The organism is Escherichia sp. KS167_9B (assembly GCF_030295215.1).
Classification (GTDB): Bacteria; Pseudomonadota; Gammaproteobacteria; order Enterobacterales; family Enterobacteriaceae; genus Escherichia; species Escherichia coli_F.
In genome coordinates this window covers 4,930,965-4,956,848 of sequence record NZ_AP025754.1, presented here as the reverse complement: position 1 = coordinate 4,956,848, position 25,884 = coordinate 4,930,965, and the positions used below count along the sequence as shown (strand labels likewise).

General features: G+C 49.9%; 24 protein-coding genes. 6 read left to right on the top strand and 18 right to left on the bottom strand.

Features of this window, described 5'->3' with window-relative positions:
- Window positions 1–38: 38 nt before the first annotated feature.
- Window positions 39–1,043, bottom strand: a complete 1,005-nt coding sequence (locus QUE34_RS24630; protein ID WP_032304292.1) for a DUF2713 family protein — start codon at window positions 1,041–1,043, stop codon at window positions 39–41.
- Window positions 1,044–1,359: 316 nt separating this feature from the next.
- On the opposite strand from QUE34_RS24630, the gene zur reads away from it, so the two are divergent.
- Complete coding sequence (gene zur / locus QUE34_RS24625; protein WP_001295691.1) at window positions 1,360–1,875, top strand: zinc uptake transcriptional repressor Zur; 516 nt, start codon at window positions 1,360–1,362, stop codon at window positions 1,873–1,875.
- 41 nt (window positions 1,876–1,916) lie between these two features.
- Here the strand turns inward: zur and QUE34_RS24620 are convergent, their stop codons facing one another.
- From QUE34_RS24620 to dgkA, 4 genes are all read right to left on the bottom strand, one after another.
- Window positions 1,917–2,126, bottom strand: coding sequence for a CsbD family protein (locus QUE34_RS24620; protein ID WP_032304291.1), 210 nt, complete (start codon window positions 2,124–2,126; stop codon window positions 1,917–1,919).
- A gap of 115 nt (window positions 2,127–2,241) precedes the next feature.
- Entirely contained in the window at window positions 2,242–3,567 is a 1,326-nt protein-coding gene (gene dinF, locus QUE34_RS24615; RefSeq protein ID WP_032304289.1) for an MATE family efflux transporter DinF, read from the bottom strand.
- A gap of 72 nt (window positions 3,568–3,639) precedes the next feature.
- Window positions 3,640–4,248 carry a transcriptional repressor LexA gene (lexA, locus tag QUE34_RS24610; RefSeq protein ID WP_000646078.1) on the bottom strand — a complete coding sequence of 203 codons (609 nt, stop codon included), beginning with the start codon at window positions 4,246–4,248 and terminating at the stop codon, window positions 3,640–3,642.
- 109 nt (window positions 4,249–4,357) lie between these two features.
- Complete coding sequence (gene dgkA / locus QUE34_RS24605) at window positions 4,358–4,726, bottom strand: diacylglycerol kinase (RefSeq protein ID WP_000002907.1); 369 nt, start codon at window positions 4,724–4,726, stop codon at window positions 4,358–4,360.
- 170 nt (window positions 4,727–4,896) lie between these two features.
- On the opposite strand from dgkA, the gene plsB reads away from it, so the two are divergent.
- Window positions 4,897–7,320 (top strand): glycerol-3-phosphate 1-O-acyltransferase PlsB, encoded by a 2,424-nt coding sequence (plsB, locus tag QUE34_RS24600; RefSeq protein ID WP_000017354.1) that lies wholly within the window; start codon window positions 4,897–4,899, stop codon window positions 7,318–7,320.
- A gap of 154 nt (window positions 7,321–7,474) precedes the next feature.
- On the opposite strand, the gene ubiA is transcribed toward plsB, so the two are convergent.
- The 6 genes from ubiA to malK form a co-directional block, all read right to left on the bottom strand.
- Window positions 7,475–8,347, bottom strand: a complete 873-nt coding sequence (ubiA, locus tag QUE34_RS24595) for a 4-hydroxybenzoate octaprenyltransferase (RefSeq protein WP_000455230.1) — start codon at window positions 8,345–8,347, stop codon at window positions 7,475–7,477.
- A gap of 12 nt (window positions 8,348–8,359) precedes the next feature.
- Window positions 8,360–8,857, bottom strand: coding sequence for a chorismate lyase (ubiC, locus tag QUE34_RS24590; RefSeq protein ID WP_032304288.1), 498 nt, complete (start codon window positions 8,855–8,857; stop codon window positions 8,360–8,362).
- A 221-nt stretch (window positions 8,858–9,078) separates the two neighbouring features.
- Window positions 9,079–10,659: a SopA family protein gene (locus tag QUE34_RS24585; RefSeq protein ID WP_103253800.1), complete on the bottom strand. Its 1,581-nt coding sequence runs from the start codon at window positions 10,657–10,659 to the stop codon at window positions 9,079–9,081.
- 227 nt (window positions 10,660–10,886) lie between these two features.
- Window positions 10,887–11,807, bottom strand: a complete 921-nt coding sequence (gene malM, locus QUE34_RS24580; protein ID WP_001355073.1) for a maltose operon protein MalM — start codon at window positions 11,805–11,807, stop codon at window positions 10,887–10,889.
- Window positions 11,808–12,049: 242 nt separating this feature from the next.
- Window positions 12,050–13,390, bottom strand: coding sequence for a maltoporin LamB (gene lamB / locus QUE34_RS24575; RefSeq protein ID WP_000973665.1), 1,341 nt, complete (start codon window positions 13,388–13,390; stop codon window positions 12,050–12,052).
- Between the two features lie 71 nt (window positions 13,391–13,461).
- Window positions 13,462–14,577, bottom strand: coding sequence for a maltose/maltodextrin ABC transporter ATP-binding protein MalK (malK, locus tag QUE34_RS24570; protein ID WP_000179165.1), 1,116 nt, complete (start codon window positions 14,575–14,577; stop codon window positions 13,462–13,464).
- 364 nt (window positions 14,578–14,941) lie between these two features.
- Between malK and malE the strand changes: the two genes are divergently transcribed.
- The 3 genes from malE (at window position 14,942) to malG (ending at window position 18,734) form a co-directional block, all read left to right on the top strand.
- Window positions 14,942–16,132 (top strand): maltose/maltodextrin ABC transporter substrate-binding protein MalE, encoded by a 1,191-nt coding sequence (malE, locus tag QUE34_RS24565; RefSeq protein WP_000695398.1) that lies wholly within the window; start codon window positions 14,942–14,944, stop codon window positions 16,130–16,132.
- A 152-nt stretch (window positions 16,133–16,284) separates the two neighbouring features.
- Complete coding sequence (gene malF, locus QUE34_RS24560) at window positions 16,285–17,829, top strand: maltose ABC transporter permease MalF (RefSeq protein WP_001353545.1); 1,545 nt, start codon at window positions 16,285–16,287, stop codon at window positions 17,827–17,829.
- Window positions 17,830–17,843: 14 nt separating this feature from the next.
- Window positions 17,844–18,734 (top strand): maltose ABC transporter permease MalG, encoded by an 891-nt coding sequence (gene malG, locus QUE34_RS24555; RefSeq protein WP_001252058.1) that lies wholly within the window; start codon window positions 17,844–17,846, stop codon window positions 18,732–18,734.
- Window positions 18,735–18,827: 93 nt separating this feature from the next.
- Here the strand turns inward: malG and psiE are convergent, their stop codons facing one another.
- Together psiE and QUE34_RS24545 are read right to left on the bottom strand one after the other, a co-directional pair.
- A complete protein-coding gene (gene psiE / locus QUE34_RS24550; protein ID WP_000202899.1) occupies window positions 18,828–19,238 on the bottom strand; it encodes a phosphate-starvation-inducible protein PsiE in 411 nt (136 codons plus the stop codon).
- 145 nt (window positions 19,239–19,383) lie between these two features.
- Complete coding sequence (locus tag QUE34_RS24545) at window positions 19,384–19,527, bottom strand: hypothetical protein (protein ID WP_000487760.1); 144 nt, start codon at window positions 19,525–19,527, stop codon at window positions 19,384–19,386.
- Between QUE34_RS24545 and QUE34_RS24540 the strand changes: the two genes are divergently transcribed.
- Window positions 19,528–19,806 (top strand): periplasmic protein, encoded by a 279-nt coding sequence (locus QUE34_RS24540; protein WP_001295279.1) that lies wholly within the window; start codon window positions 19,528–19,530, stop codon window positions 19,804–19,806. It abuts the gene before it with no gap.
- 46 nt (window positions 19,807–19,852) lie between these two features.
- On the opposite strand, the gene QUE34_RS24535 is transcribed toward QUE34_RS24540, so the two are convergent.
- The 5 genes from QUE34_RS24535 to pgi form a co-directional block, all read right to left on the bottom strand.
- Window positions 19,853–21,949 carry a YjbH domain-containing protein gene (locus QUE34_RS24535; protein WP_032304285.1) on the bottom strand — a complete coding sequence of 699 codons (2,097 nt, stop codon included), beginning with the start codon at window positions 21,947–21,949 and terminating at the stop codon, window positions 19,853–19,855.
- Window positions 21,949–22,686: a capsule biosynthesis GfcC family protein gene (locus tag QUE34_RS24530; protein WP_032304283.1), complete on the bottom strand. Its 738-nt coding sequence runs from the start codon at window positions 22,684–22,686 to the stop codon at window positions 21,949–21,951. The genes QUE34_RS24535 and QUE34_RS24530 overlap by 1 nt, the downstream gene beginning before the upstream one ends.
- Window positions 22,683–23,321 carry a YjbF family lipoprotein gene (locus QUE34_RS24525; protein ID WP_001296632.1) on the bottom strand — a complete coding sequence of 213 codons (639 nt, stop codon included), beginning with the start codon at window positions 23,319–23,321 and terminating at the stop codon, window positions 22,683–22,685. Before QUE34_RS24525 ends, QUE34_RS24530 begins: the two co-directional genes overlap by 4 nt.
- A gap of 114 nt (window positions 23,322–23,435) precedes the next feature.
- Window positions 23,436–23,678: an exopolysaccharide production protein YjbE gene (gene yjbE / locus QUE34_RS24520; protein ID WP_000757329.1), complete on the bottom strand. Its 243-nt coding sequence runs from the start codon at window positions 23,676–23,678 to the stop codon at window positions 23,436–23,438.
- Between the two features lie 514 nt (window positions 23,679–24,192).
- Window positions 24,193–25,842, bottom strand: a complete 1,650-nt coding sequence (pgi, locus tag QUE34_RS24515; protein WP_000790001.1) for a glucose-6-phosphate isomerase — start codon at window positions 25,840–25,842, stop codon at window positions 24,193–24,195.
- Between the last annotated feature and the right edge of the window lie 42 nt (window positions 25,843–25,884).

The following is a 25,884-nucleotide window of genomic DNA, read 5'->3' as shown; positions in this document are numbered from 1 at the left end:
TATGTAAAAAATTCCATACTACAGAGAAAATTCATATTTTATTTTTTTAACACAATACCGAATAGGTCATAAATGAACTTAATAATATCTTCGTTAATGAGATCGTTGTCATTTATATCTTTGTCATTCATATCTTTGCCAATTACAATGGGTCCCGTTGAGTCTGGGTCAAATGATTGAACGAATTTAATTAACGTCTCACCTGCAGCCTGCATTTTTGTAATGTCTGTGATGTCTTTATTGTCTTCTTCAGCCTTCTTTTTCCTCTCATTCAGAATTAAATTAAAATCCAGTTCATTTTTATCTACTAATTCTTTTATATCCATCAGGCTTTTTTTCATCACTTGACGAGATAATATTTTTATCTGACTTGTTATGTGGTTTTCACAATAATCATTAACTTTTTGTGCTGTTGCTATGATATCAGCTGATGCACTACCATATGAGAATGAAAGTAAAAGGGAAGCCAAGGGTTTTAAGCGAGCATCGTTCTTTGCTTTATATGCATTTTCCAAATTTAAAAAACCTTCGCTTACAGTTTTTAGATGTAATGACGCTACAGGTACTTTACCATAGGGTTTATCATAAAATAGCTGAATTGCGGAGGGAAGGTCATTCTGATTTATTACATCGAAAGTACACCTGTCTATTAGAGTTGCATCGCTATTTTCCATTGGCTTACAAACAAAATCCATCGCATAATGAAAAATCGCCCGTTCTACAAATGCAGAAATATAGTCACGATCACCTAATTGCTCATTAGTGCACTGTACAATACACTCCTCAACCCAATCTTTGAGAGCATTTATTCGTCCAATTAAGGAAACATTCTTTTCACTTGCAGTCCATAAATTATGGGTAATCCTCTGAATAAACAAATCTATTTTTGCAATAATCGCAGCGCGATTACTCATCGTTGCATAATCAACCGATTTATTATACATATCCTTAAGTTTTCCCGAGCTTACATTTTTATTATCGTATTGATTTGAGTTGAGGCTTTTATTAAAGTAATCTCTTGAACTTCCTATTATACTTGACATAATTTATCCACCTTTTTACCGAGCTGTATCATTCTTATAATTCATTTGACAAAAAGTCACTATCAAAAATAGCTCATAATTTCTGATCTATAGGCATACTTTCAAACGCATTTAAATAAATAGCGAGTTAACTTCAAGCAATGTATTTAAAAATGGAGTAATAATTATTGTCATGTTGATAATGGTGTCACCTGGCTATACAACACCTTACCTATGAAACAGAAAATCAACATTACAACAACAATAAGGGTTCTCGGTGTTTTTCCTGGAACATGGTAAAGTAAGGACATTCTTAACCCCCACTTTGAGGTGCCCGATGGAAAAGACCACAACGCAGGAGTTATTAGCGCAGGCTGAAAAAATCTGCGCGCAGCGTAATGTGCGCCTGACTCCACAGCGCCTGGAAGTGTTGCGCCTGATGAGTCTGCAGGATGGCGCTATCAGCGCTTACGATCTGCTTGATTTGCTGCGCGAAGCTGAACCGCAAGCCAAGCCGCCAACGGTTTATCGCGCGCTGGATTTTCTGCTTGAGCAAGGTTTTGTGCATAAGGTGGAATCCACCAACAGTTATGTGCTCTGTCATCTGTTCGACCAGCCAACGCATACTTCAGCCATGTTTATTTGCGATCGCTGCGGCGCAGTGAAAGAAGAATGTGCAGAAGGCGTGGAAGACATTATGCATACGCTGGCGGCAAAAATGGGGTTTGCCCTGCGGCATAATGTGATTGAAGCACATGGGCTCTGTGCGGCATGCGTGGAAGTGGAAGCGTGTCGTCATCCTGAACAGTGCCAGCATGATCACTCTGTGCAGGTGAAAAAGAAACCGCGTTAAGAGGGCGTACATCCTTGTACACGTCGGGCAGGAGGGATTAATTACCAGCGATATTCATTGCGGTTTTCCCAATCCACGACCTCTTTTTCTGCCTGATCTTTCTGATAACCATAACGTTCCTGGATTTTACCGACCAATTGATCACGTTTACCTTCAATGACCGTCATATCATCATCGGTCAGTTTGCCCCATTGCTCTTTCACTTTACCTTTAAACTGTTTCCAGTTACCGCCGGCTTCATCTTTATTCATAATCAAGACCTCATCGTTAGGTTGTGAATGAGAGTACGCTCACTTTTCTTCTGAACGTGAGGTTAAGTGTAGTCAGGAATTTTACCCAGGATTATTTATTCAGAATTTTTAACCGTCACGTTGCTGCAAACCAGGTACCGTTGCGCCAGTGACGCTGCCAGATAGCTGCCAGAGAAAGCCCGCGCAGCGCCAGAAAGACAGTTAACGCCAACCACAAACCATGATTACCCAGCCACGGCAGCGTAAGGAGCGTCAGCGCGAAACCTGCGGCGGCCACCGCCATACTGTTACGCATTTCGGCGGCGCGCGTTGCGCCTATAAACATGCCGTCCAGCAGATAACACCAGACGCCAACCAACGGCAAAATCACCTGCCAGATAAGATAGCGATCGGCCAGCTGCTGAATCTGGGTTAACGACGTCAGTAACGCAATGATGTGTTCCCCTGCCAGCAAATAGACCACCGAAAACAGTAACGCTACGATCCCCGACTGGCGGCACGCTGCCCGCCAGACATCCAGCAACTGGCTACCGTCGCGCGCACCGTATGCCTGACCGGAATGTGCTTCAACCGCGTAGGCAAAACCATCCAGCGCATAGGCGGTAAAGGTGAGTAGCGTCATCAGAACCGCGTTAACAGCGATAATGTCACTCCCCAGTCGCGCACCAAGTACGGTGATCGCGCCGAAACAGAGTTGCAACAACAGCGAACGCAGCATAATATCGCGGTTAAGCGCCAGCAAACTGCGGAAATTACCTCGCCAGGCTTTTTTCAGCATTTCTCCGGAGATGCCGCGTATTTTGAGGATTTTACGCACTATTAGCAGACCAATCAGCAATGTTGCATATTCCGCAATAACCGTCGCCAGCGCAGCGCCCTGCACGTTCATATGCAGCCCCATCACCAGCCAGACATCCAGCACAATGTTGAGGATATTGCCAACCACTAACAAAATTACTGGCGCACGGGCATATTGCACGCCGAGTAGCCAGCCAAGTAACACCAGATTCGCCAGCGACGCCGGTGCGCTTAACCAGCGGATTGCAAGAAAGCGCCGCGCCTGTTCCAGGACTGCTTCACTACCGCCAACAATATGCAGCGCCAGATCGATAATCGGTGTACGCAGCAGCGCAATTAACGCCCCAGCCCCCAACGCCAACAGCAACGGTTGCACCAGCGCACGGGCTAATGCCTGAGGATTTTTAGCGCCATAAGCCTGCGCAGTAAGCCCGGTGGTGCTCATGCGTAAAAACAGCAACAGCATAAAGAGAAAGCTGGTCGCCGTTGCACCAACCGCCACGCCGCCCAAATAAACCGGACTATCAAGATGACCAATAACCGCCGTATCGACCAGTCCCAGCAACGGAACGGTGATATTGGAGAAAATCATGGGTAAGGCGAGATGCCAGAGCGCTTTATCAGATGAAGTGAGGAATGCCATGCAGACAAGCCTGATGAAGAGAGATGAAAAACAAACCGCGACGCCAGGCGGCATCGCGGTCTCAGAGATATGTTACAGCCAGTCGCCGTTGCGAATAACCCCAACCGCCAGCCCTTCAATCGTGAAGCTTTGCTGACGAAGGTCAACGACAATCGGTTTAAACTCACTGTTTTCTGGCAACAGTTCGACTTTATTGCCCTGTTTTTTCAGACGCTTAACGGTAACTTCGTCATCAATACGAGCGACGACGACCTGACCATTACGTACGTCCTGAGTTTTATGCACAGCCAGCAAGTCGCCATCCATAATGCCGATATCTTTCATCGACATCCCGCTGACGCGCAGCAGGAAATCCGCATTCGGTTTGAACAAGGAAGGATCAACCTGATAATGACCTTCAATATGCTGCTGCGCCAGAAGCGGTTCACCGGCAGCCACACGACCTACCAGTGGCAACCCCTCTTCCTCTTCCTGTAACAGACGAATCCCGCGTGATGCGCCGGAAACAATTTCAATAACGCCTTTGCGTGCCAGCGCTTTCAGATGTTCTTCAGCAGCGTTTGGGGAACGGAACCCCAAACGCTGCGCGATTTCCGCACGCGTCGGCGGCATACCTGTCTGGCTGATGTGATCACGGATGAGATCAAACACCTCTTGCTGCCTGGCCGTTAACGCTTTCATTCCGCCCCCTGGGTGTATATACAGTTATGCTGTGAGTATATACAGCAAAAGGCGATTTTGGAACCATAAACTGCACAATAAACCAGAGATTTATCGAATTCTGGAAGGGTTATCCAAAATGCGACCATAACAGGATGCACCAGGTAATCACGGCGACGATAATCGCAATCAGCACCGCGGCGGATCCCATATCTTTAGCGCGTCCGGAAAGCTCATGGTATTCAGAGCCAATTCGGTCAACCACGGCTTCGATGGCGCTATTGAGAATTTCCACAATCATCACCAGCATCACGGAGCTGATAAGCAGCACGCGGGTAATCGCGTCCACATCCAGCCAGCAGGCGATGACAACCGCCAACAATACCGCTACGCCTTCCTGACGGAATGCCGCTTCGTTGATCCATGCAGCGCGTAAACCTTTCCAGGAATAGCCAGCAGCTTTGATAATTCGGGTGAATCCAGTGGTATTATTGGCCATTGAAAGAACCTTTTTACATTATGAGCGTCAATATCAGTGTACCGTTAAATCCGATGATTCGGGTTTGCGTAACGCCGCGCGAAACATGAGCGGATACCACAGAATTTCCCATGAGTTTCTGCTATCCTTGCCGCGCATTTGCATTATTAACCAGAGGCTTTACATCGTTTATGTCCGGCTGGCCACGAATTTACTACAAATTACTGAATTTACCATTAAGCATCCTGGTAAAAAGCAAGTCTATTCCGGCAGATCCTGCCCCGGAACTGGGACTGGATACCTCTCGTCCAATTATGTACGTTTTACCGTACAACTCGAAAGCAGATTTGCTGACGTTGCGCGCCCAGTGTCTGGCACATGACCTGCCTGACCCGTTAGAGCCGCTGGAGATTGACGGCACGCTACTGCCGCGCTATGTGTTCATTCACGGCGGGCCGCGTGTTTTCACCTATTACACACCGAAAGAAGAGTCCATTAAGCTGTTCCACGACTATCTTGATTTGCATCGTAGCAATCCAAATCTGGATGTGCAGATGGTGCCAGTATCGGTGATGTTCGGTCGCGCGCCTGGGCGGGAAAAAGGTGAAGTGAACCCACCGCTGCGTATGCTAAATGGCGTGCAGAAATTTTTCGCCGTACTGTGGCTCGGTCGCGACAGTTTTGTGCGTTTCTCGCCGTCAGTTTCGCTGCGCCGCATGGCCGATGAACACGGCACAGATAAAACTATCGCGCAGAAACTGGCGCGCGTGGCGCGTATGCACTTTGCCCGTCAACGTCTGGCTGCCGTAGGACCACGTCTGCCTGCTCGTCAGGATCTGTTTAATAAGCTGCTCGCCTCCCGCGCCATTGCCAAAGCGGTAGAAGATGAAGCGCGCAGCAAAAAAATCTCCCATGAAAAAGCGCAGCAGAACGCGATTGCGCTGATGGAAGAGATTGCGGCGAATTTCTCTTACGAGATGATCCGCCTGACTGACCGCATTCTGGGCTTCACCTGGAACCGACTTTACCAGGGTATCAACGTCCATAACGCCGAGCGCGTTCGCCAGTTGGCCCACGACGGTCATGAGCTGGTGTATGTGCCTTGCCACCGCAGTCACATGGACTACCTGCTGCTTTCTTACGTGCTGTATCACCAGGGGCTGGTGCCGCCGCATATCGCCGCCGGGATCAACCTGAACTTCTGGCCGGCCGGGCCGATTTTCCGCCGTCTGGGTGCGTTCTTTATTCGCCGTACGTTTAAAGGCAATAAGCTCTATTCCACCGTTTTCCGTGAGTATCTCGGCGAACTGTTCAGCCGTGGTTATTCCGTCGAGTATTTCGTGGAAGGCGGTCGTTCCCGTACGGGGCGTTTGCTTGACCCGAAAACCGGTACGCTGTCGATGACCATTCAGGCGATGCTGCGTGGCGGCACGCGTCCGATTACGCTGATTCCGATCTACATCGGTTATGAGCACGTCATGGAAGTGGGTACTTACGCCAAAGAACTGCGCGGTGCAACGAAAGAGAAAGAGAGCCTGCCGCAGATGCTGCGCGGTTTAAGCAAGCTACGTAATCTCGGTCAGGGTTACGTCAACTTCGGTGAACCAATGCCGTTGATGACCTACCTTAACCAGCACGTACCAGACTGGCGTGAATCTATCGATCCCATCGAAGCGGTGCGTCCGGCCTGGTTAACGCCGACGGTCAATAATATTGCTGCCGATCTGATGGTACGCATTAACAACGCAGGCGCGGCAAACGCCATGAACCTGTGCTGTACTGCGCTTCTGGCGTCACGTCAGCGCTCACTCACCCGCGAGCAGTTAACCGAGCAACTCAACTGCTACCTGGATCTGATGCGCAATGTACCTTACTCCACGGACTCAACCGTTCCTTCAGCCAGCGCCAGCGAGCTTATCGATCACGCGCTGCAAATGAACAAGTTTGAAGTCGAGAAAGACACTATCGGCGACATCATCATTCTGCCGCGCGAGCAAGCGGTGTTGATGACCTACTATCGCAACAACATTGCGCATATGTTGGTGCTGCCTTCGCTGATGGCGGCAATTGTCACTCAGCATCGCCACATCTCCCGCGACGTATTGATGGAGCACGTCAATGTGCTTTACCCAATGCTGAAAGCGGAGCTGTTCCTGCGCTGGGATCGCGACGAATTGCCAGACGTTATTGATGCGCTGGCAAATGAGATGCAACGTCAGGGGCTGATTACCCTGCAAGATGATGAGTTGCATATCAACCCGGCGCATTCTCGCACGCTACAGCTGCTGGCCGCAGGCGCGCGCGAAACGCTGCAACGTTATGCCATCACTTTTTGGCTGTTGAGCGCCAACCCGTCGATCAACCGCGGTACGCTGGAGAAAGAGAGCCGCACCGTCGCGCAACGTCTCTCCGTGCTGCACGGTATCAATGCGCCGGAGTTCTTCGACAAGGCGGTGTTCAGTTCTCTGGTGCTGACACTGCGTGATGAAGGGTATATCAGCGATAGCGGCGACGCCGAACCGGCAGAAACGATGAAGGTGTATCAGTTGTTGGCGGAGTTGATTACATCAGACGTGCGTTTGACGATTGAGAGTGCGACGCAGGGCGAAGGGTAATCAGTGAGAATTGCCGGATGCGGCGCAAACGCCTTATTCGGCCTACCATGATCTGCAAATTCAATAAATTGCGATATGTTGTGTAGGCCTGAGAAGCGCAGCGCATCAGGCAGCCCAGAAGAAAGCCGGATGATCATCCGGCTTTGTTACATCATCAGAAATGCCAGTAACTCATTGCCAGCCCTAAAAACAGTACCAGACCAACATAGTTATTATTCATAAATGCCTTAAAGCAGGCTTCTCGCTCACGGTTGGCAATCAGTTTTTGTTGATAAACAAACAGCGCGCCAGCCACCAGAATTGACCAGTAATATCCCCAGCCTAAGCCATTTAACTCACCGATGATCGCCATCAGCACCAGTACGCCAATCTGCAAAATACCAATAATCAATTTATCGTATTGGCCGAACAGGATTGCGGTGGATTTAATGCCAATCTTCACATCATCATCGCGGTCAACCATCGCATACTGCGTGTCGTAAGCCACCGCCCAGAGAATATTGGCGAGGAACATTAACCAGCAACTCAACGGCACCGACTCACTCACAGCGGCAAAAGCCATTGGAATCGACCAGCCAAACGCCGCCCCCAGCACCACTTGCGGTAGATGGGTATACCGCTTCATAAACGGGTACACCCACGCCAGCGCCAGCGCGGCAATCGACAACAGAATGGTCATCGTATTCAGCGTCAGCACCAGTAAAAACGAAATCAGTACCAGCACGACAAACAGCGCGCGCGCCTCTTTCTCCGTTACCGCGCCGCTGGGAAGTGGTCGGTTCGCCGTACGCTTAACATGACCATCAAACTTGCGGTCAGCATAATCATTCACCACACAACCAGCAGCGCGCATCAGCCAGACACCCGCGACAAACACCGCCAGGATCCAGAGCTGGGGAACGCCCGGTGTCGCCACCCACAACGCCCATAATGTTGGCCAGAGCAGCAGTAACGCGCCAATTGGCTTATCCGTACGCATTAAGCGATGAAACGCCAGCAGCTTATTCTGCGTCAGACTCCACTCCATATTTTTTTCCTCTTAGTACAACGGTGACGCCGGTAAAAACAGTTCGGTTAGCAACAGCGGTTTACTGCTTAATCGCAGGCGGGAACGTCGCCCCCACAGTCCGGCATCACGGCCTATCTCAATAAAGTCCCGGGTTAATGTCGATGATGTGAACAGATAGCGTCCTAACGGCGTTTTACCCAATTTTTGTAACGCCAGCTCCGGCCCGCTTAACGTTGACTCAGGAACGACGGTACGACCGGCAAGCCACGGTTCACCATCGGCACATAACAAAATTTCACGTAACCAGTAACGAGACTCTTTCGGCAGCAGTGGCAGTTCTTCGGGGATTTCATTCTGCTCGACAAACCCTTCGCGGATCATCGTCACGCTCACCGTTTTTCCCTGCTGTTCAAAACGTTTTGTCATGGAATCTTCCAGCAACAGCCAGTCGAGCAGTTGCGTATCCAGGGCAGGGATCTCTTTAAAATAGCGCAGCGCACGCAGTTGCGTTAACGCGGGGTGTGACATGCCGAACTCTCCGTTACATAACGTAAAGGCATTGTATCGCAGAAAAGTGTTTACGGGAGATGTAAAGCAAATTAAGTGATCTAATGCGCAACAAAAACGCAACAATCGCATGAAGTGGTAAAACGCTGTTGAACCTTACGCTTTGCCGATGCCCGTGCTGGCGAGGGCAACCATAGGGGCATCACCGCCCAGGATGCCAGAACGGTGATGTTTTCCTCTACTTAAACACCTTTATTCTTTATACGAGTAGCTTGCCAACTCGCAGTAAAAATTGGGAAAAGCGTATGTTCATCATGAGATTTGGAGCCAAAAAGTGTTTCCGGAGTAATATTAACAGGCAGCATTTCATGTCTGGATTTAAAGATATAGGGGGAATTCCAATGGGTATCTTTTGTAGGATTCAACATATCATGTAAGCGCTGGGAGCTTACCACCATAACTGGCCCATCATCGACAGAGGAAAACAAGATAAAGATATTGTCGTTTTGTGTTAATTGCTTGGCGTTAAATGTTCTTAAATAATCGTCAACTTCTTTAAATATAGGTGATATATTATCACTGCGTATCCACTCTTTATAAAGATACCAGGCATTTTCTCTGATAATCTCATCCGATGATCGTAGAGCCTGATCGATAAGTTGGATAAAAAAATTATTATTTTGATCAATCAACCATTTATTCACACGAAATCTATTAATGAAAGTATTCATCTGTGTGACATCAAATTTCACCTTACTAAAACGATGTTGACGCATAAAAATATCGAACTTATCATCTTCATCATGATATAAATAGCTACGTATAATTGGATTGCTCACATAAGGATAATGACTAAATGTGTTTTTCATATTCTCAATAAAGTTTTTATTAACAATATTAAGAATTTTTAATTGTATCACCAGTTTGACTGCCAGAACGGATTTTAATTTCACTGCATTATCAGGCAACGTATTAATCATTTGGATAATGCCATTGATATAACCATCAAGATCTTCATTACCAAATATATCTGAGTAATCAATCGTTAATGCCAATTTCTCTGTAATGCAGTCTTTAAAATTCCCTGTCGACATTCGCACATGATCAAACATAACAGCTGTCAGATTCGATTTAATAAATGATATTTCCTTATCAGAAAGAAAATATGCTCTGGTGAAGTGTGAAGCATTAAGATAACATTTATCGAAGTTTGAATTTTTAATCTGACATTCGCGAAAATTACCATGACCAAAGTTACTCTGAGAAAAGTCAACGGTATCGAGAATATTTTGGCTAAAATCAACACATTCGCCACTCGTTTTGAGAAAAATCACATTGTGTAAACGTCGACATTTAAATATGACATTATTAACTGTTGCCTTAGTAAAATTGCAATTCTCAATTTCTTTACATTCGAAAGTTGCATGTTGTAGATTTGACGATAAAAAAGACACCTCCGAAATAACGTCACCTTTAAAATGGCAACTTGTTAAATCCAAATCAGACAGGTCGATATACCCCTGCGCATCTTTATCCATCAGAAAATCACAAGCACATTCTATTTCTTCATTTCTATAAAATTTTACGCTTATAATATCATTACTGATTGAGACTTCACGAAACATATTTATTGCATGATTTTTTTCGTTCCGTTGTTTTATATTTAAAAATATATCACTGATATAAATAAAGTTATCTCTATTTAAACCTGGCACCCCATTAAAATTACGTAGTAAATCAAGATCTAATTTATTATTTCCTTGCACCACATCATGTTTCATCAAAGAGTTATTGCCGCCAGAATTTGTGATATGACCTATCATAAAACCTCTGTATTACAGAAATGAAATAACTGGAAAAGTAGCCTGAGCGTCCAGACACTACCGGCGAAAGGAAAAGAATCTCTGATAAGGCATTGAGATAATGGATATTCTTAGTGAAGAAGAAGTGAAGTACTATAAAAAATCGCTCATATCCCAGGAATGAAGCATAAAAAAAGGTGCGCCAGGAGACGCACCAGTTGTTGCAAAATCAGCACTGTGGGGCGTAATTACCCCTTGCCTTTTACACTGCTGATAAAGGTGGAACGGGCAGATGTCGACCCCAGGCGTTCAGCTTCATCAAGCAGTTTTAACGCCTTATCAACATCACCTTTCGCGACAGCGTTTTTGATCGCGGTATTAAAATAACTTTCCGTGTCGTTGAGCATCGGCTCGCTTTTCTTCACCGGTGCCGGAGCGGGTGCAGCCACAGCTGGTGCCGCCGTGTTGCCTACCGTAACCGGAGCTGGCGCGGAAGAACCAAATAGAGGCCCCACCAACACGCTGGAACTGGAGTTCGTTTTCACTTTCAGTTTCAGTAAGCCATCGGTGGTATGACGAGCAACCGGATCGGGAATATCCGGGATCGAGTTACCGACGCCTTTGGCATAGGCTTTTGCCGGGTCGAGCAGTTGGGTCGTCTGCTGGAGATCTTTTTCCGTGGTAAAGACCAGTACATAAAGTTTCTGCTGCCCCAACGCCGGTGTCAGGCGCATAACGCCTTCCAGACGGTCTGCGCTCATCACGCCAGGTTCCTGGTAGGTGAAATAACTGCTGGGGAAAAAGGCTGATGGGGTCATGTTCTGATCAAGAATCAGCACGTTGGGCGCAAATACGCTGGTTTGTTTGTTCACTTCGCTGGTCAGCGTCAGTGTCAGTTCGCCAATGTTTGCCGGGACGCTGTACGCAGCAACCGGACCACTGATGCCGGGGACTTTCAGTTGTTGGCCGCCGGTCGCCAGTTGGGTGGTCTGGGTTTTCGATTGATCGACCGGTGTCCAGGTGAGTTGTTGCAGCGCGGCAGATGGAATGGCTGGCGCGTCGCTGGTGTTTTGCGGTACGTAGTTAACATCGGCAAGGCTAATTCCAGGCGCGCTTGCCAGCAACCCTGCTGATAAACAGAGGGCGATGAGACTTTTATTCATTTTCATTGTTTTCACCTCAAAATCTGGAGCTCAGCGGTAGCCAGGCAATAGCGCGCTAAACCCGATAATCAGAGGGGCTTTCGCCCCTTTCAGATAATGACAACCTGTTTTTATGCCGGATGCGGCGTAAACGCCTTATCCGGCCTACATTTGACAGCCGTTGTAGGCCTGATAAGACGCGCAAGCGTCGCATCAGGCGTTGGTTGCCGGATGCGGCGCAAGCACCTTATCCGGCCCAGGTTTTGCTATTACCACCAGATTTCCATCTGGGCACCGAAGGTCCACTCGTCGCTGTCACCACGGCCGAAGCTGCCGCCGTTGAAATCAGCAGGAACGGCTTTGCCGAAGTTAGTGTTGGTATTGGCGTTACCGGTGTAGTCATAACCCCATTTCTCATCCCACTTGGCGTAGGTTGCGAAGACACGAATAGCCGGGCGTGACCAGATGCTGTCGCCAGCCTGCCATTGTTGCGCGAGGGTAATTTTGTACTGATTGTTCTTGTCGCCGGTGCGCTGGGATTCGACGTTGTCGTAGCCGATTTCCATCACGGTGCTCATGATTGGCGTCCACTTGTACATCGGGCGAATACCGACGGTCCACCACTTGGTGCCGTTGTCGTTATCCCAGTTGATATCCTGGTACATACCCACGTACATCATGTCCCAGTTGTCGCCCATGGAGATCGCACCGTGGTCGAGGATACGAAGCATGTGACCGTTGTTATTGATATTGTAGGCAAATTTTTCGTTATCAAACGCAACGCCAGAACCCTGCGACAGACCTTTACCCTGTGAGGTCATCGAGTCAGTAGCGTACTGAACAACAAACTTGTTAAAGCCCTTCAGGACACTCTGAGTATGTTCAGCAGTGAATAACCAGCCGTCTTTCGATGCGCCATCAACCAGACGATAGTTATCACGCAGGTTGGCACGACCGTAGTCGACACCCAGTTCTAATGTGCCGCCCGGGTTGATTTCCATCTGCGCTAAACGCACGTCGAAAACGTCGTTCGCGGTTTCGTTGGTATAGTCATAAATATTGTTGCTGGCGAAAGAGGAAGAACCACCTGCTTCAGAGGAGCGGGTTGCTGCCAGAGAGAGTTTACCGAAGCCAACATCGATGTTTTCCAGACCGGCACCAGGACCAGAAATATCCCAGTAGTAGAAGTCGATCATATGAACGTCATGACGTTGGTAGAAACGCTTACCTGCCCAGATGGTGGAGCCTGGCAGCCATTCAATCAGGTTTTTACCCTGCACGTTTGCTTCACGGAAGGCCGGATCGGTAGCTTCCCAGTCATTCTGTTGTGCGACGGAATAGGCCACGTTAGTGTCGAAATAGAAGCTCTTATCGCCTTCTTTCCACACTTCCTGACCCAATTTTAATTCAGCATAAGTTTCACATTCGTTGCCAAGACGGTATTTACTTTGAGCACCGGTAGTCTGGAAACACTGTTGTTCGCCGCCGCTACCTGTCCAGCCAATACCGGAACGTGCATAGCCGTGGAAATCAACAGCCATTGCCTGAGCAGACATTACGCCCGCTGCGACGGCAACCGCCAGAGGAAGTTTGCGCAGAGTAATCATCATTCTATCTCCTGAGTCATTGCTTTTCTTTTTTCACATCACCTGTGACAGGCTTTGTGTGTTTTGTGGGGTGCTTAAACGCCCGGCTCCTTATGCAGTCGACGACATGCAGTGCCATCCTCACGGAACAGATGGCAACGCTCTGGCGGCAGGCCGATAGCGAATGTGGCACCTTCTTCTACCAACACCACGTCGTTCTGGCGGTACACCAGGTTTTGACGAATGGAAGGGATCTGGATATGGATTTGAGTTTCGTTGCCGAGCTGCTCGACGACCTGAACTTCACCCTCAAGGATGACGTCAGCGATATCACTCGGCAGTAGATGTTCCGGGCGAATACCCAGCGACATATTGGCTCCAACCTGGACATCACGGCTTTCAACCGGCAGCCAGACTTGCTGACGATTCGGCATCGGCAGTTCCACCTGCACTTGATCGATTGCGGTGGCGGTCACTTTTACCGGCAGGAAGTTCATCTTTGGCGAACCGATGAATCCGGCGACAAAGCGGTCTGCCGGATAGTGGTACAGCTCCAGCGGTTTCCCAACCTGCGCCACGCGACCGGCGTCCAGCACCACGATTTTGTCGGCCAGCGTCATCGCTTCGACCTGATCGTGGGTGACGTAAATCATCGTGCGGCCCAGGCGTTTATGCAGGCGGGAGATTTCGATACGCATTTGCACACGCAGTGCGGCATCAAGGTTGGAGAGCGGTTCATCGAGCAAAAATACGCTTGGCTCGGCCACCAGCGTACGGCCAATCGCCACACGCTGACGCTGACCACCAGAGAGCGCTTTCGGTTTGCGATCCAGCAAATGCGCCAGTTGCAGCACTTCCGCCACCTGGTTAACGCGTTGGTTAATCACCTCTTTTTTCGCGCCTGCCAGTTTCAGGCCAAATGACATGTTTTCTGCTACTGACAGGTGGGGATAGAGCGCGTAAGACTGGAACACCATACCAACGCCGCGTTCTGCTGGCGGAGTGTCATTCATCCGTTTCTCACCGATGAACAGGTCGCCGCTGGTGATCGTCTCAAGCCCGGCAATCATGCGCAGTAAAGTCGATTTTCCGCAGCCAGACGGCCCGACAAACACCACGAATTCACCTTCATGGATGTCGAGATTGATATCTTTCGATACCACGACCTCGCCCCAGGCTTTCGTTACATTTTGCAGCTGTACGCTCGCCATGCCCTTCTCCCTTTGTTACAACCTGTCATCGACAGCAACATTCATGATGGGCTGACTATGCGTCATCAGAAGATGGCTTAAATCCTCCACCCCCTGGCTTTTTTATGGGGGAGGAGGCGGGAGGATGAGAACGCGGCTTCTGTGAACTAAACCGAGACCATGTAAGGAATTTCGTGAAGTTGCTTGCAAAAATCGTGGCGATTTTATGTGCGCATCTCCACATTACCGCCAATTCTGTAACAGAGATCACACAAAGCAACGGAGGGGCGTAGGGGCAAGGAGGATGGAAAGAGGTTGCCGTATAAAGAAACTAGAGTCCGTTTAGGTGTTTTCACGAGCACTTCACCAACAAGGACCATAGATTATGAAAATAAAAACAGGTGCACGCATCCTCGCATTATCCGCATTAACGACGATGATGTTTTCCGCCTCGGCTCTCGCCAAAATCGAAGAAGGTAAACTGGTAATCTGGATTAACGGCGACAAAGGCTACAACGGCCTCGCTGAAGTCGGTAAGAAATTCGAGAAAGATACCGGAATTAAAGTCACCGTTGAGCATCCGGATAAACTGGAAGAGAAATTCCCTCAGGTTGCGGCAACTGGCGATGGCCCTGACATTATCTTCTGGGCGCACGACCGCTTTGGTGGCTATGCTCAATCTGGCCTGTTGGCTGAAATCACCCCAGACAAAGCGTTCCAGGACAAGCTGTATCCGTTTACCTGGGATGCCGTACGTTACAACGGCAAGCTGATTGCTTACCCAATTTCTGTCGAAGCGTTATCGCTGATTTATAACAAAGATCTGCTGCCGAACCCGCCAAAAACATGGGAAGAGATCCCAGCGCTGGATAAAGAACTGAAAGCGAAAGGTAAGAGCGCGCTAATGTTCAACCTGCAAGAACCGTACTTCACCTGGCCGCTGATTGCTGCTGACGGGGGTTATGCGTTCAAGTACGAAAACGGCAAGTACGACATTAAAGACGTGGGCGTGGATAACGCTGGCGCGAAAGCGGGTCTGACCTTCCTGGTTGACCTGATTAAAAACAAACACATGAATGCGGACACCGATTACTCCATCGCAGAAGCCGCCTTTAATAAAGGCGAAACAGCGATGACCATCAACGGCCCGTGGGCATGGTCCAACATCGACACCAGCAAAGTGAATTATGGTGTAACGGTACTGCCGACCTTTAAGGGCCAGCCATCCAAACCGTTCGTGGGCGTACTGAGCGCGGGTATTAACGCCGCCAGTCCGAACAAAGAGCTGGCGAAAGAGTTCCTCGAAAACTATCTGCTGACTGACGAAGGCCTGGAAGCGGTTAATAAAGATAAACCGCTGGGTGCAGTAGCGCTGAAGTCCTATCAGGATGAACTTGCGAAAGATCCTCGTATTGCCGCCACCATGGATAACGCTCAGAAAGGTGAAATTATGCCGAACATCCCGCAGATGTCCGCTTTCTGGTATGCCGTGCGTACTGCCGTGATCAACGCCGCCAGTGGTCGTCAGACTGTGGATGCAGCGCTGAAAGATGCACAGACTCGTATCACCAAGTAATACGGTGAAATGCCGGATGCGGCGTAAACGCCTTATCCGGCCTACAAAACCGAAACGTATGTAGGCCTGATAAGACGCGTCAGCGTCGCATCAGGCAGTTGTTGTCGGATAAGGCGTAAATGCTTTATCTGTCCTGGATGAGGAAGAACCCCATGGATGTCATTAAAAAGAAACATTGGTGGCAAAGCGACGCGCTGAAATGGTCAGTGTTAGGTCTGCTCGGCCTGCTGGTGGGTTACCTTGTTGTTTTAATGTACGCACAAGGGGAATACCTGTTCGCCATTACCACGCTGATATTGAGTTCAGCGGGGCTCTATATTTTCGCCAATCGTAAAGCCTACGCCTGGCGCTATGTCTATCCGGGAATGGCTGGGATGGGGCTATTCGTCCTTTTCCCTCTGGTCTGCACCATCGCCATTGCCTTCACCAACTACAGCAGCACTAACCAGCTGACTTTTGAACGTGCGCAGGAAGTGTTGTTAGATCGCTCCTGGCAAGCAGGCAAAACCTATAACTTTGGTCTTTACCCGGCGGGCGATGAGTGGCAACTGGCGCTCAGCGACGGCGAAACTGGCAAAAATTACCTCTCCGACGCGTTTAAATTTGGCGGCGAGCAAAAACTGCAACTAAAAGAAACAGCCGCCCAGCCTGAAGGCGAGCGCGCGAATCTGCGTGTGATTACCCAGAATCGTCAGGCACTGAGTGACATTACTGCCATTCTGCCGGATGGTAACAAAGTGATGATGAGCTCCCTGCGCCAGTTTTCTGGCACGCAGCCGCTCTACACACTCGACGGTGACGGCACGCTGACGAATAACCAGAGCGGTGTGAAATATCGGCCGAATAACCAAATTGGTTTTTACCAGTCCATTACCGCCGACGGCAACTGGGGCGATGAAAAGTTAAGCCCCGGTTACACCGTGACCACCGGCTGGAAAAACTTTACCCGCGTCTTCACCGACGAAGGCATTCAGAAACCGTTCCTCGCCATTTTCGTCTGGACCGTGGTGTTCTCGCTAATCACCGTCTTTTTAACAGTGGCAGTCGGCATGGTTCTGGCGTGTCTGGTGCAGTGGGAAGCGTTGCGCGGCAAAGCGGTCTATCGTGTCCTGCTGATTCTGCCCTACGCGGTGCCATCGTTTATTTCAATCTTGATTTTCAAAGGGTTGTTTAACCAGAGCTTCGGTGAAATCAACATGATGTTGAGCGCGCTATTTGGCGTGAAGCCTGCCTGGTTTAGCGATCCGACCACTGCCCGCACGATGCTGATTATCGTCAACACCTGGCTGGGTTATCCGTACATGATGATCCTCTGCATGGGCTTGTTGAAAGCGATTCCGGACGATCTGTATGAAGCCTCAGCAATGGATGGCGCAGGTCCATTCCAGAACTTCTTTAAAATTACGCTGCCGCTGCTGATTAAACCGCTCACACCGCTAATGATCGCCAGCTTCGCCTTTAACTTTAACAACTTCGTGCTGATTCAACTGTTAACTAACGGCGGCCCGGATCGTCTTGGCACTACCACGCCAGCCGGTTATACCGACCTGCTCGTTAACTACACCTACCGCATCGCCTTTGAAGGCGGCGGTGGTCAGGACTTCGGTCTGGCGGCGGCAATTGCCACGCTGATCTTCCTGCTGGTGGGTGCGCTGGCGATCGTCAACCTGAAAGCCACGCGAATGAAGTTTGATTAAGGGAGATAACAAAAATGGCAATGGTCCAACCGAAATCGCAAAAAGCACGTTTGTTTATTACTCATCTGCTACTGCTACTTTTTATCGCGGCGATTATGTTCCCGCTGCTGATGGTCGTCGCTATCTCTCTGCGTCAGGGGAACTTCGCGACTGGTAGCCTGATCCCGGAACAAATCTCCTGGGATCACTGGAAACTGGCGTTAGGTTTTAGCGTTGAACAGGCTGATGGGCGCATTACGCCACCGCCGTTCCCGGTACTGCTGTGGCTGTGGAACTCAGTAAAGGTCGCCGGAATTTCCGCGATTGGCATTGTTGCGCTATCCACCACCTGCGCCTACGCTTTCGCCCGTATGCGCTTTCCTGGTAAAGCGACACTGCTGAAAGGCATGCTGATTTTCCAGATGTTCCCGGCGGTGCTTTCACTGGTAGCGTTGTATGCGTTATTTGATCGTTTGGGTGAGTACATTCCATTCATCGGCCTGAATACTCACGGCGGCGTAATCTTCGCGTACCTGGGGGGGATTGCGCTGCATGTCTGGACCATCAAAGGCTATTTCGAAACCATCGACAGTTCGCTGGAAGAAGCGGCGGCGCTGGATGGTGCAACACCGTGGCAGGCCTTCCGCCTTGTCCTGTTGCCGCTGTCAGTGCCGATTCTGGCGGTGGTGTTCATCCTGTCGTTTATCGCTGCCATTACTGAAGTTCCGGTCGCGTCGTTGTTACTGCGTGACGTAAACAGCTACACCCTGGCCGTGGGAATGCAGCAATACCTCAACCCGCAAAACTACCTGTGGGGTGACTTTGCCGCCGCTGCCGTGATGTCTGCATTACCGATCACCATCGTCTTCTTGCTGGCTCAACGCTGGCTGGTCAACGGACTGACGGCAGGTGGTGTGAAAGGTTAAAGATGTTGTTCTGCCAATGTTATGCCGCTACACCCTCAACTTACGTTATCCCAACTTGTGACTGTTATTCGGCGCTCTATGGAGCGCCTTTTTTTACTCCCGCTTCAGCCGTTTCGAATTACACAGCCATAAGGTGATCACCAGTAGCAGGATCGCTGCCGAGTAGATCAACACATCCAGTGGTGATTTATGATCGACGATGATCAAGCGCACAATGGCGGTGATCCCGATATAGACAAAGTAACGCAAGGGAAAGTGAAAACCGGACTGAAAGTACTTCACAATCAACGCGATAAATTCGAAATAGAGAAAGTAAACCACCAGCCCTTCCACCAGCTCATATTTGCTGGCTTGTTCTGGCGCGAACAGCACATCAGCCAGATGCACCGTTTCTTTGCCGAGGAAGACAACCAAAATCAGGCCGAGACACAACAGGCCAAGATTGAGAACGGTCTGCAAAATGGTGGAGATAAACTCCACGCGCGGACGAGAGAGTGACGTCATAGCAGTACCTCCATCACAGTGGCGAGCTTCCTGTATAACGCAAAAATGTGACGGAGATCTATATTTTTTGTGTATGTTTTGTTCAGATCGATTAAATGGGCATCTCCCAACCAACGCCGGATGCGGCGTGAACGCCTTATCCGTCCTACCCGTAGGCCGGATAAGCCGCGCCTGGCGGCGCATCCGGCAAGACAAACCGCACCATAGCCTGTAATGCAAAAATCACCCATTCAGGTGATTCCCAGCCACCAGCAATGCGCGAAAAATCAACAATGTTCCTCTGGAACAAATGAAACGTAACCTGATAAAGGTGGTAAAAATGAAGCCTTATTTTGCTGCTTTGATGTTATCAGTCTCTGTCCTTCCTGCTTATGCTGGTCCGCTCGGTACTGCTGATAAAGCCGACCTACCGCAAAGCAATGTCTCCAGCCCAATGATGGCCCAGTCGCTCAGGCAACCAGACCTGCAACCAATATCGACGGACAGGAAAACAGAATGTTTTCGCCTTTACACACCAGATCGCAAACCGGGGGTGAACTGCGTTCCTGATGGCTCGACAGGCCATTAAGAATGAAGGTGCCAGTGAGTGCGAAAACTGGCACCTTTCCTCTGACTTAGCGGAAATTGACGCTTCGGTCGCTGGTCATGTCATACAACTGGAACTTACGCCCAAGTTGCTGACCACCGTCACGCGTCAGCGGCGTCCAGCCAATTGCCGCTCGGCTACGAGTCGGGCCAGACGAGAAGAGATCCAACGGTACAGAGATATACACGCCTTTGGTGAAGTCCCCTTCGCCGTACTCCTCTTTCGAAACATTCGTGATCGTGGCATACCCACCCACCACCACGCCGCTGTCAAAGCGTTTGGCTATTTCCAGCGTGCCGCCTTTATCCCCTGCCAGATACTGCCCGACGCTGGCTTTCACTAATACATCCTGAGCGAAAGATGGCGTCCAGTAGGCGGTCAAATGACCAGTTTTCACGCTGTAATCGGTGAATTTCATCATATCTTTCGCACTACGCCAGTCGCGCTGTTTAACGTAGTTAGCATCCAGACCAAACGCCCAGTTGCTATCCAGCGGGCGATACAATACTTCTGCCCCCGCGCCGCCAAACATGGTTTCGAGATAACCACCGTAGACCTGACCGTAGAAGCCGTTGCCCAGATGCTGAAAGTAGTTGGCTTGCAGGTTATTCACATAGACATCATTCTGCACATACTCACGCACATGGGTACGAACGCGCGGTAAGTGCGAGTCCTGCGGTGGATTGGTGTAATTAAACTTGTCGTAATTGTTCGCCAGGTTAGCAAACAGGCTACCGGTGGTCAGCAGATGGTCCGTCAGCCACAAATCCGCCGTTCCCATCACGCCCAACTGGTACATGTAAAAGTTTTCCGGGCCCCCGACCGACTGGTTCAGCACCGGATCGATATGGAAATCAAAGCGCGATTTGTCGATATACCAGCCCTGCTCAGTGGACGCAGGAACTACCGGCTCGACGCGTTTTTGCGCCAGCGTCGTTTCGTGGCCCAACGGCTCTCCGGCAAGATGATTTTTCAGGCTGGCGACATCGGTTTCCGTCGTCACCTGCGGCATGTTAAGGCGATTTTCTGTAACGCGGATCGTCTTGATCCCCTCCGGCAGATCGTTCATCACGATCCGATTAGCACGGATGATCCCTTCACGCGAATCACGATATTTCACCTGCTCACCGGTGACGTACAGCGTATCGCCTTTCGTCTGGATCTGCGGATCGGCCAGTCCGGCGTTGTATTTCAACAGCGTTAACTGATTCGCCACCACCGAATGCTGCAAAATGGCATCCTGTGGTTGCGGTTGATATTGCGGACGGGCGTTATCATTGTAGGACGGGCGTAGATCGTTAAAGTTGGTACGCAGCGTGACGCCAAACATAAAGGTGTTACCGCGTTCATAGCTAAGGTTAACGTCGGCCCAATCGGTAACGCGATAAATCGCCCCGACGTTAAACTTACTTTTTTGCTCCAGCTTCCCGGCAAAATCCTGCTGATAATTATTGCCTTCATACTCCAGTTTCAGACGCAGCGGCTGCCAGGGCGTCTGGTATTCCACGCCGCCAAACAGTGAGGCCGGACCGTGGAACATCTGGCTGCCGTCGATAGATCCCGCTTGTTTGTAGCTGTTATCGCGATAGCAATATTTGTCACTGGCTGAACAGAGCGGATTTTTCACGTTACCGCTGGTGCCCAGATATCCCCAGCCCAGGCCGAGCGTAAAATCGAATGGCCCCCAGGCTTTGCTGGCGACAAGATATTCCGCATCGAACAGCCCCGTACCGCCGATATCCCGCGCACCAACCGCCACCTGTGGCAGCCAGTAACTCTCTTCCCATAAACGCAGTTTGAGATCGAAGGCTTTATCTTTATACGTTTGATCACCAGAGAACGCTTCGACGCTGCTGTACTGCCGAGTGCGCACATCGGTATAACGCAGCGTTGTTTCCAACCACGGGAAGAGTTGCACCGAAGCAGAGTAATAACGGTACTGATCGTTATCGCGATAGTTCAGACTCAACTCCCCTTCCCGCGCCATGCGCGCGGTAGGTGTTTGTAATAATCCTACACCACCGAAATCCGATTGCGACGGACCAATGGGCGCAGGATATGTTTCGCCATAGCAAGCCGTGCTAATGCCCAGCGCCAGTAAACTAAGCAGATGTCTTTTTTTCATTATTGCGGTATCCGCTGCGTCAGAGTCTGAAGAATGTCGGCGTTAAGTGCATCAGGTGTCTCACTCCAGACGGAGTCCGCGAGGCCAACATAAATAATGCTGCCGGGCATCGGCTCTACGTGACGCTTGTTCCAGTAAGCCACCGGCGCTTTTTGCGTGCGTCCGTCCGGGTAAACCACCCACGCGTAGCTGCGATCCGCACCGCTGAGCAGGCTCTGGTCAGAGAGATAGCTCGCCACGTCGCGACCTGGAGTGAATGGCTGATTGCCAGGACGGCTGATAAGCCCGAATAACGTGACCGTGGACGGTGGTGGTCCGACCCACAGCGTGTAGTTGCCCTGCAACGGCGGGTTACCGCGTTCGGCAACGCGCACGATATCAGGATCAAGATTGATTTTTTGTCTGCCCGTCACCTTCAACGCCTGAATTTGCTGGCGTAAGGCGTTAATGGCGGCGGCATCGTCGGTGCTGGATTCTGAGGCCAGTTCTGCCAGCCTTGTCAGCAACGCCTGCTGCTGCCGTAATGCCGCCGCCGTTGCCAGCTCTTCGCTAATCACCGCACCGGGCCACCAACTGTTTGCGAGCCGCGGTTGACCTACCAGATCAATTAAATGCTCTGCGCCTGTCAGCGTTTTGGCCTCATTGCTGCCATTACTGAACACTTTGACGGTGCCTGCCGCAAAGACCGATGACGCTCCCACGCTCATAATCAACGCAGCAATAGTTTGTTTAATCATTGTTTTGCCGCCTTGATGAGAGTGGTTTTCACCGGGAAATAATCCGCGCCGAGATACTGTTCCGACTGGCGAATTTGCCCTTCGCTGTCGATCCAATAGCGGTTATGCCAGCGTGCCTGGTCGGTGGAGACTTCTTCGTCCAGCACACGAACCGGAGTTTCATCGCTACCGACTTTGACGGTATCGGTGCCATCCCATTTGAAAACCGAGCGTGCGGTGGCGTAGCGCACCTGCTGGTACTCGGTCCAGCCCATCGTGCGCGTCCAGGTTGCGCCATCAACAATTTGTGCGGGTTTTATCAGCGGGTCGGCGGCAAGGTTATTCACTTCAATCAGGTTGTCGCCGCCAAGCAAAGTCTTCACCAGACGACCATGTTGTGTGACGAGAGTGGCCTGATCCTGAGTGACCCATTTTTGTTGTCCATCTTCAGCGAAGGCCAGCACCACAAACAACTGCGGCCCGCCATTAAGCTGCATGTACTGGCTGGCATAGGGCATATTTTGAATATCATCGTCCGTCAGCTGTACGCCTGGCGTACCGAACAGACTGTCCCACAGTGAATTGCCCAGCTCTTTAGTCGTGGCTGAACAGGCCTGTAATAGCAGGCAGATAAGAATGAGTGCAGGTCGCTTCACGACTCTTCTCCAGAGGGGCAGAATAACCACACCGGAGTGTGGTTATGGTTAATCCCCGTCATACTTCAAGCCACAGATGCGATGACTCGAATTATTTTAGGGATACATACTTTATTACTGGGTACTGGTGGTTGTGGTTGTTGTGGTCCCGGTATTAGAACCATCACCGCCACCGGTTGCCGCGAGCGCGACACCCACCGCCGAGCTTACGGTGCTGACGCTGGTCGCGGAGGAGCTACCCGCCGAAACCGACGTTGCTGCCGCCCCTGCCGCTTCGCCCACCTGTACAGGTGCAGCCCACGCAGAAGTCGCCGCAAGCGCAGATATGGCAAAAATGCCATACAGAACTTTTTTCATAACAATTTCCCTTCATTGAATGAATGGAGATTTACCCAAAAACATTTCGGGCGGGATCGAGTATACACAACTAAAGCATGCGAATTACGGCGTGGGGAATTAGTGATGGGGTTTTAAGATAATTGGAATGAATATCAAATATAAGTTTCAACTTATATATAAATAAGTTTAAAAATCAAAAAGTTAAAATAAAATCAAAAATGATTGACCTACGTATTTTCCGAAATAACCACGATTAAAAATCTATTTTAGGATTAACCTCACGGTATGATTTCTGTTAAATCACAGACAAGGGGATTTATCTGATAAAACAATGCCGACTTATAGTCGGCATTGTTATTAAGGTTATTTAATCAATCCTGCTATGTATTAATTGCCGAATACGATGTACATATCGGCATCGACCTGTAGGCCTGATAAGATGCGTAAAGCGTCGTATCAGGCACCAGTTGCCGGATGCGGCGTAAACGCCTTATCCGGCCTACATATCATCGGCATCAGGTTCGCTCGATGATTAACCGCGCCACGCTTTATAGCGGTTAATCAGACCATTGGTCGAGCTATCGTGGCTGCTGATTTCTTTGTCATCTTTCAGCTCTGGCAGAATACGGTTCGCCAGCTGTTTACCCAGCTCCACGCCCCACTGGTCGAAGGTGAAGATGTTCAGGATCACGCCCTGAGTAAAGATTTTGTGCTCATACAGCGCAATCAACGCCCCCAGGCTGAACGGAGTGATTTCGCGCAACAGGATAGAGTTGGTCGGACGGTTACCTTCGAACACTTTGAACGGTACCACGTAGTCAAGCGTGGCCGGATCTTTACCCTGATCGCGATATTCCTGCTCAACCACTTCGCGGGATTTACCAAACGCCAGCGCTTCGGTCTGAGCGAAGAAGTTAGACAGCAGTTTCTGGTGATGATCAGAGAGCGGGTTATGGGTGATAGCCGGGGCGATGAAATCGCACGGCACCATCTTCGTACCCTGGTGGATCAGCTGGTAGAACGCGTGCTGACCGTTAGTACCAGGTTCACCCCAGATAATCGGGCCAGTCTGGTAATCCACAACGTTACCGTTACGGTCAACATACTTACCGTTGGACTCCATATTGCCCTGCTGGAAGTACGCTGCGAAACGGTGCATATACTGGTCGTACGGCAGAATCGCTTCAGTTTCCGCGCCAAAGAAATTGTTGTACCAGATGCCGATCAGCGCCAGCAGTACAGGCAGGTTTTTCTCTGCAGGTGTGGTGGAGAAATGCTTGTCCATCGCGTGTGCGCCGGAAAGCAGTTCAACGAAGTTATCAAAGCCGATGGAGAGAACAATCGACAGGCCAATCGCTGACCATAAAGAGTAACGACCGCCGACCCAGTCCCAGAACTCGAACATGTTGGCGGTATCAATACCAAACTCACCAACGGCTTTGGCATTGGTTGAGAGCGCCGCAAAGTGTTTCGCAACGTGTTTTTCATCACCTGCCGCTTTCAGGAACCAGTCACGCGCGCTATGGGCGTTGGTCATAGTTTCCTGAGTGGTGAAGGTTTTAGACGCTACCAGGAACAGGGTGGTTTCCGGGTTTACTTTTTTCAGCACTTCCGCGATGTGAGTTCCATCGACGTTAGAAACAAAGTGCATGTTCAGGTGATTTTTGTACGGACGCAGTGCTTCAGTCACCATGTATGGGCCGAGGTCAGAACCGCCGATCCCGATGTTCACTACGTCAGTGATGGCTTTGCCGGTATAACCTTTCCACTCACCGGAAATGATCGCTTCCGAGAAGGTTTTCATCTTCTCCAGCACGGCGTTAACTTCCGGCATGACATCTTTGCCATCAACCAGAATCGGGGTATTGCTACGGTTACGCAGCGCTACGTGCAGTACGGCGCGGTTTTCGGTGCGGTTGATCTTCTCGCCAGAGAACATCGACTTAATCGCACTCGCCAGATCGCACTCTTTCGCCAGATCTTGTAATTTCGCCAGCGTCTCTTCAGTGATGCGGTTTTTGGAGTAATCCACCAGCATCTGATCGTCGAAGGTTGCGGAGAACTTAGAAAAACGATCGCCGTCTTTAGCAAAAAGATCGGCGATCGTAACGTCTTTCATTTCATCGAAGTGTTTCTGTAGTGCCTGCCAGGCAGCGGTCTGCGTTGGATTGATGTTTTTCATTAGCAATACTCTTCTGATTTTGAGAATTGTGACTTTGGAAGA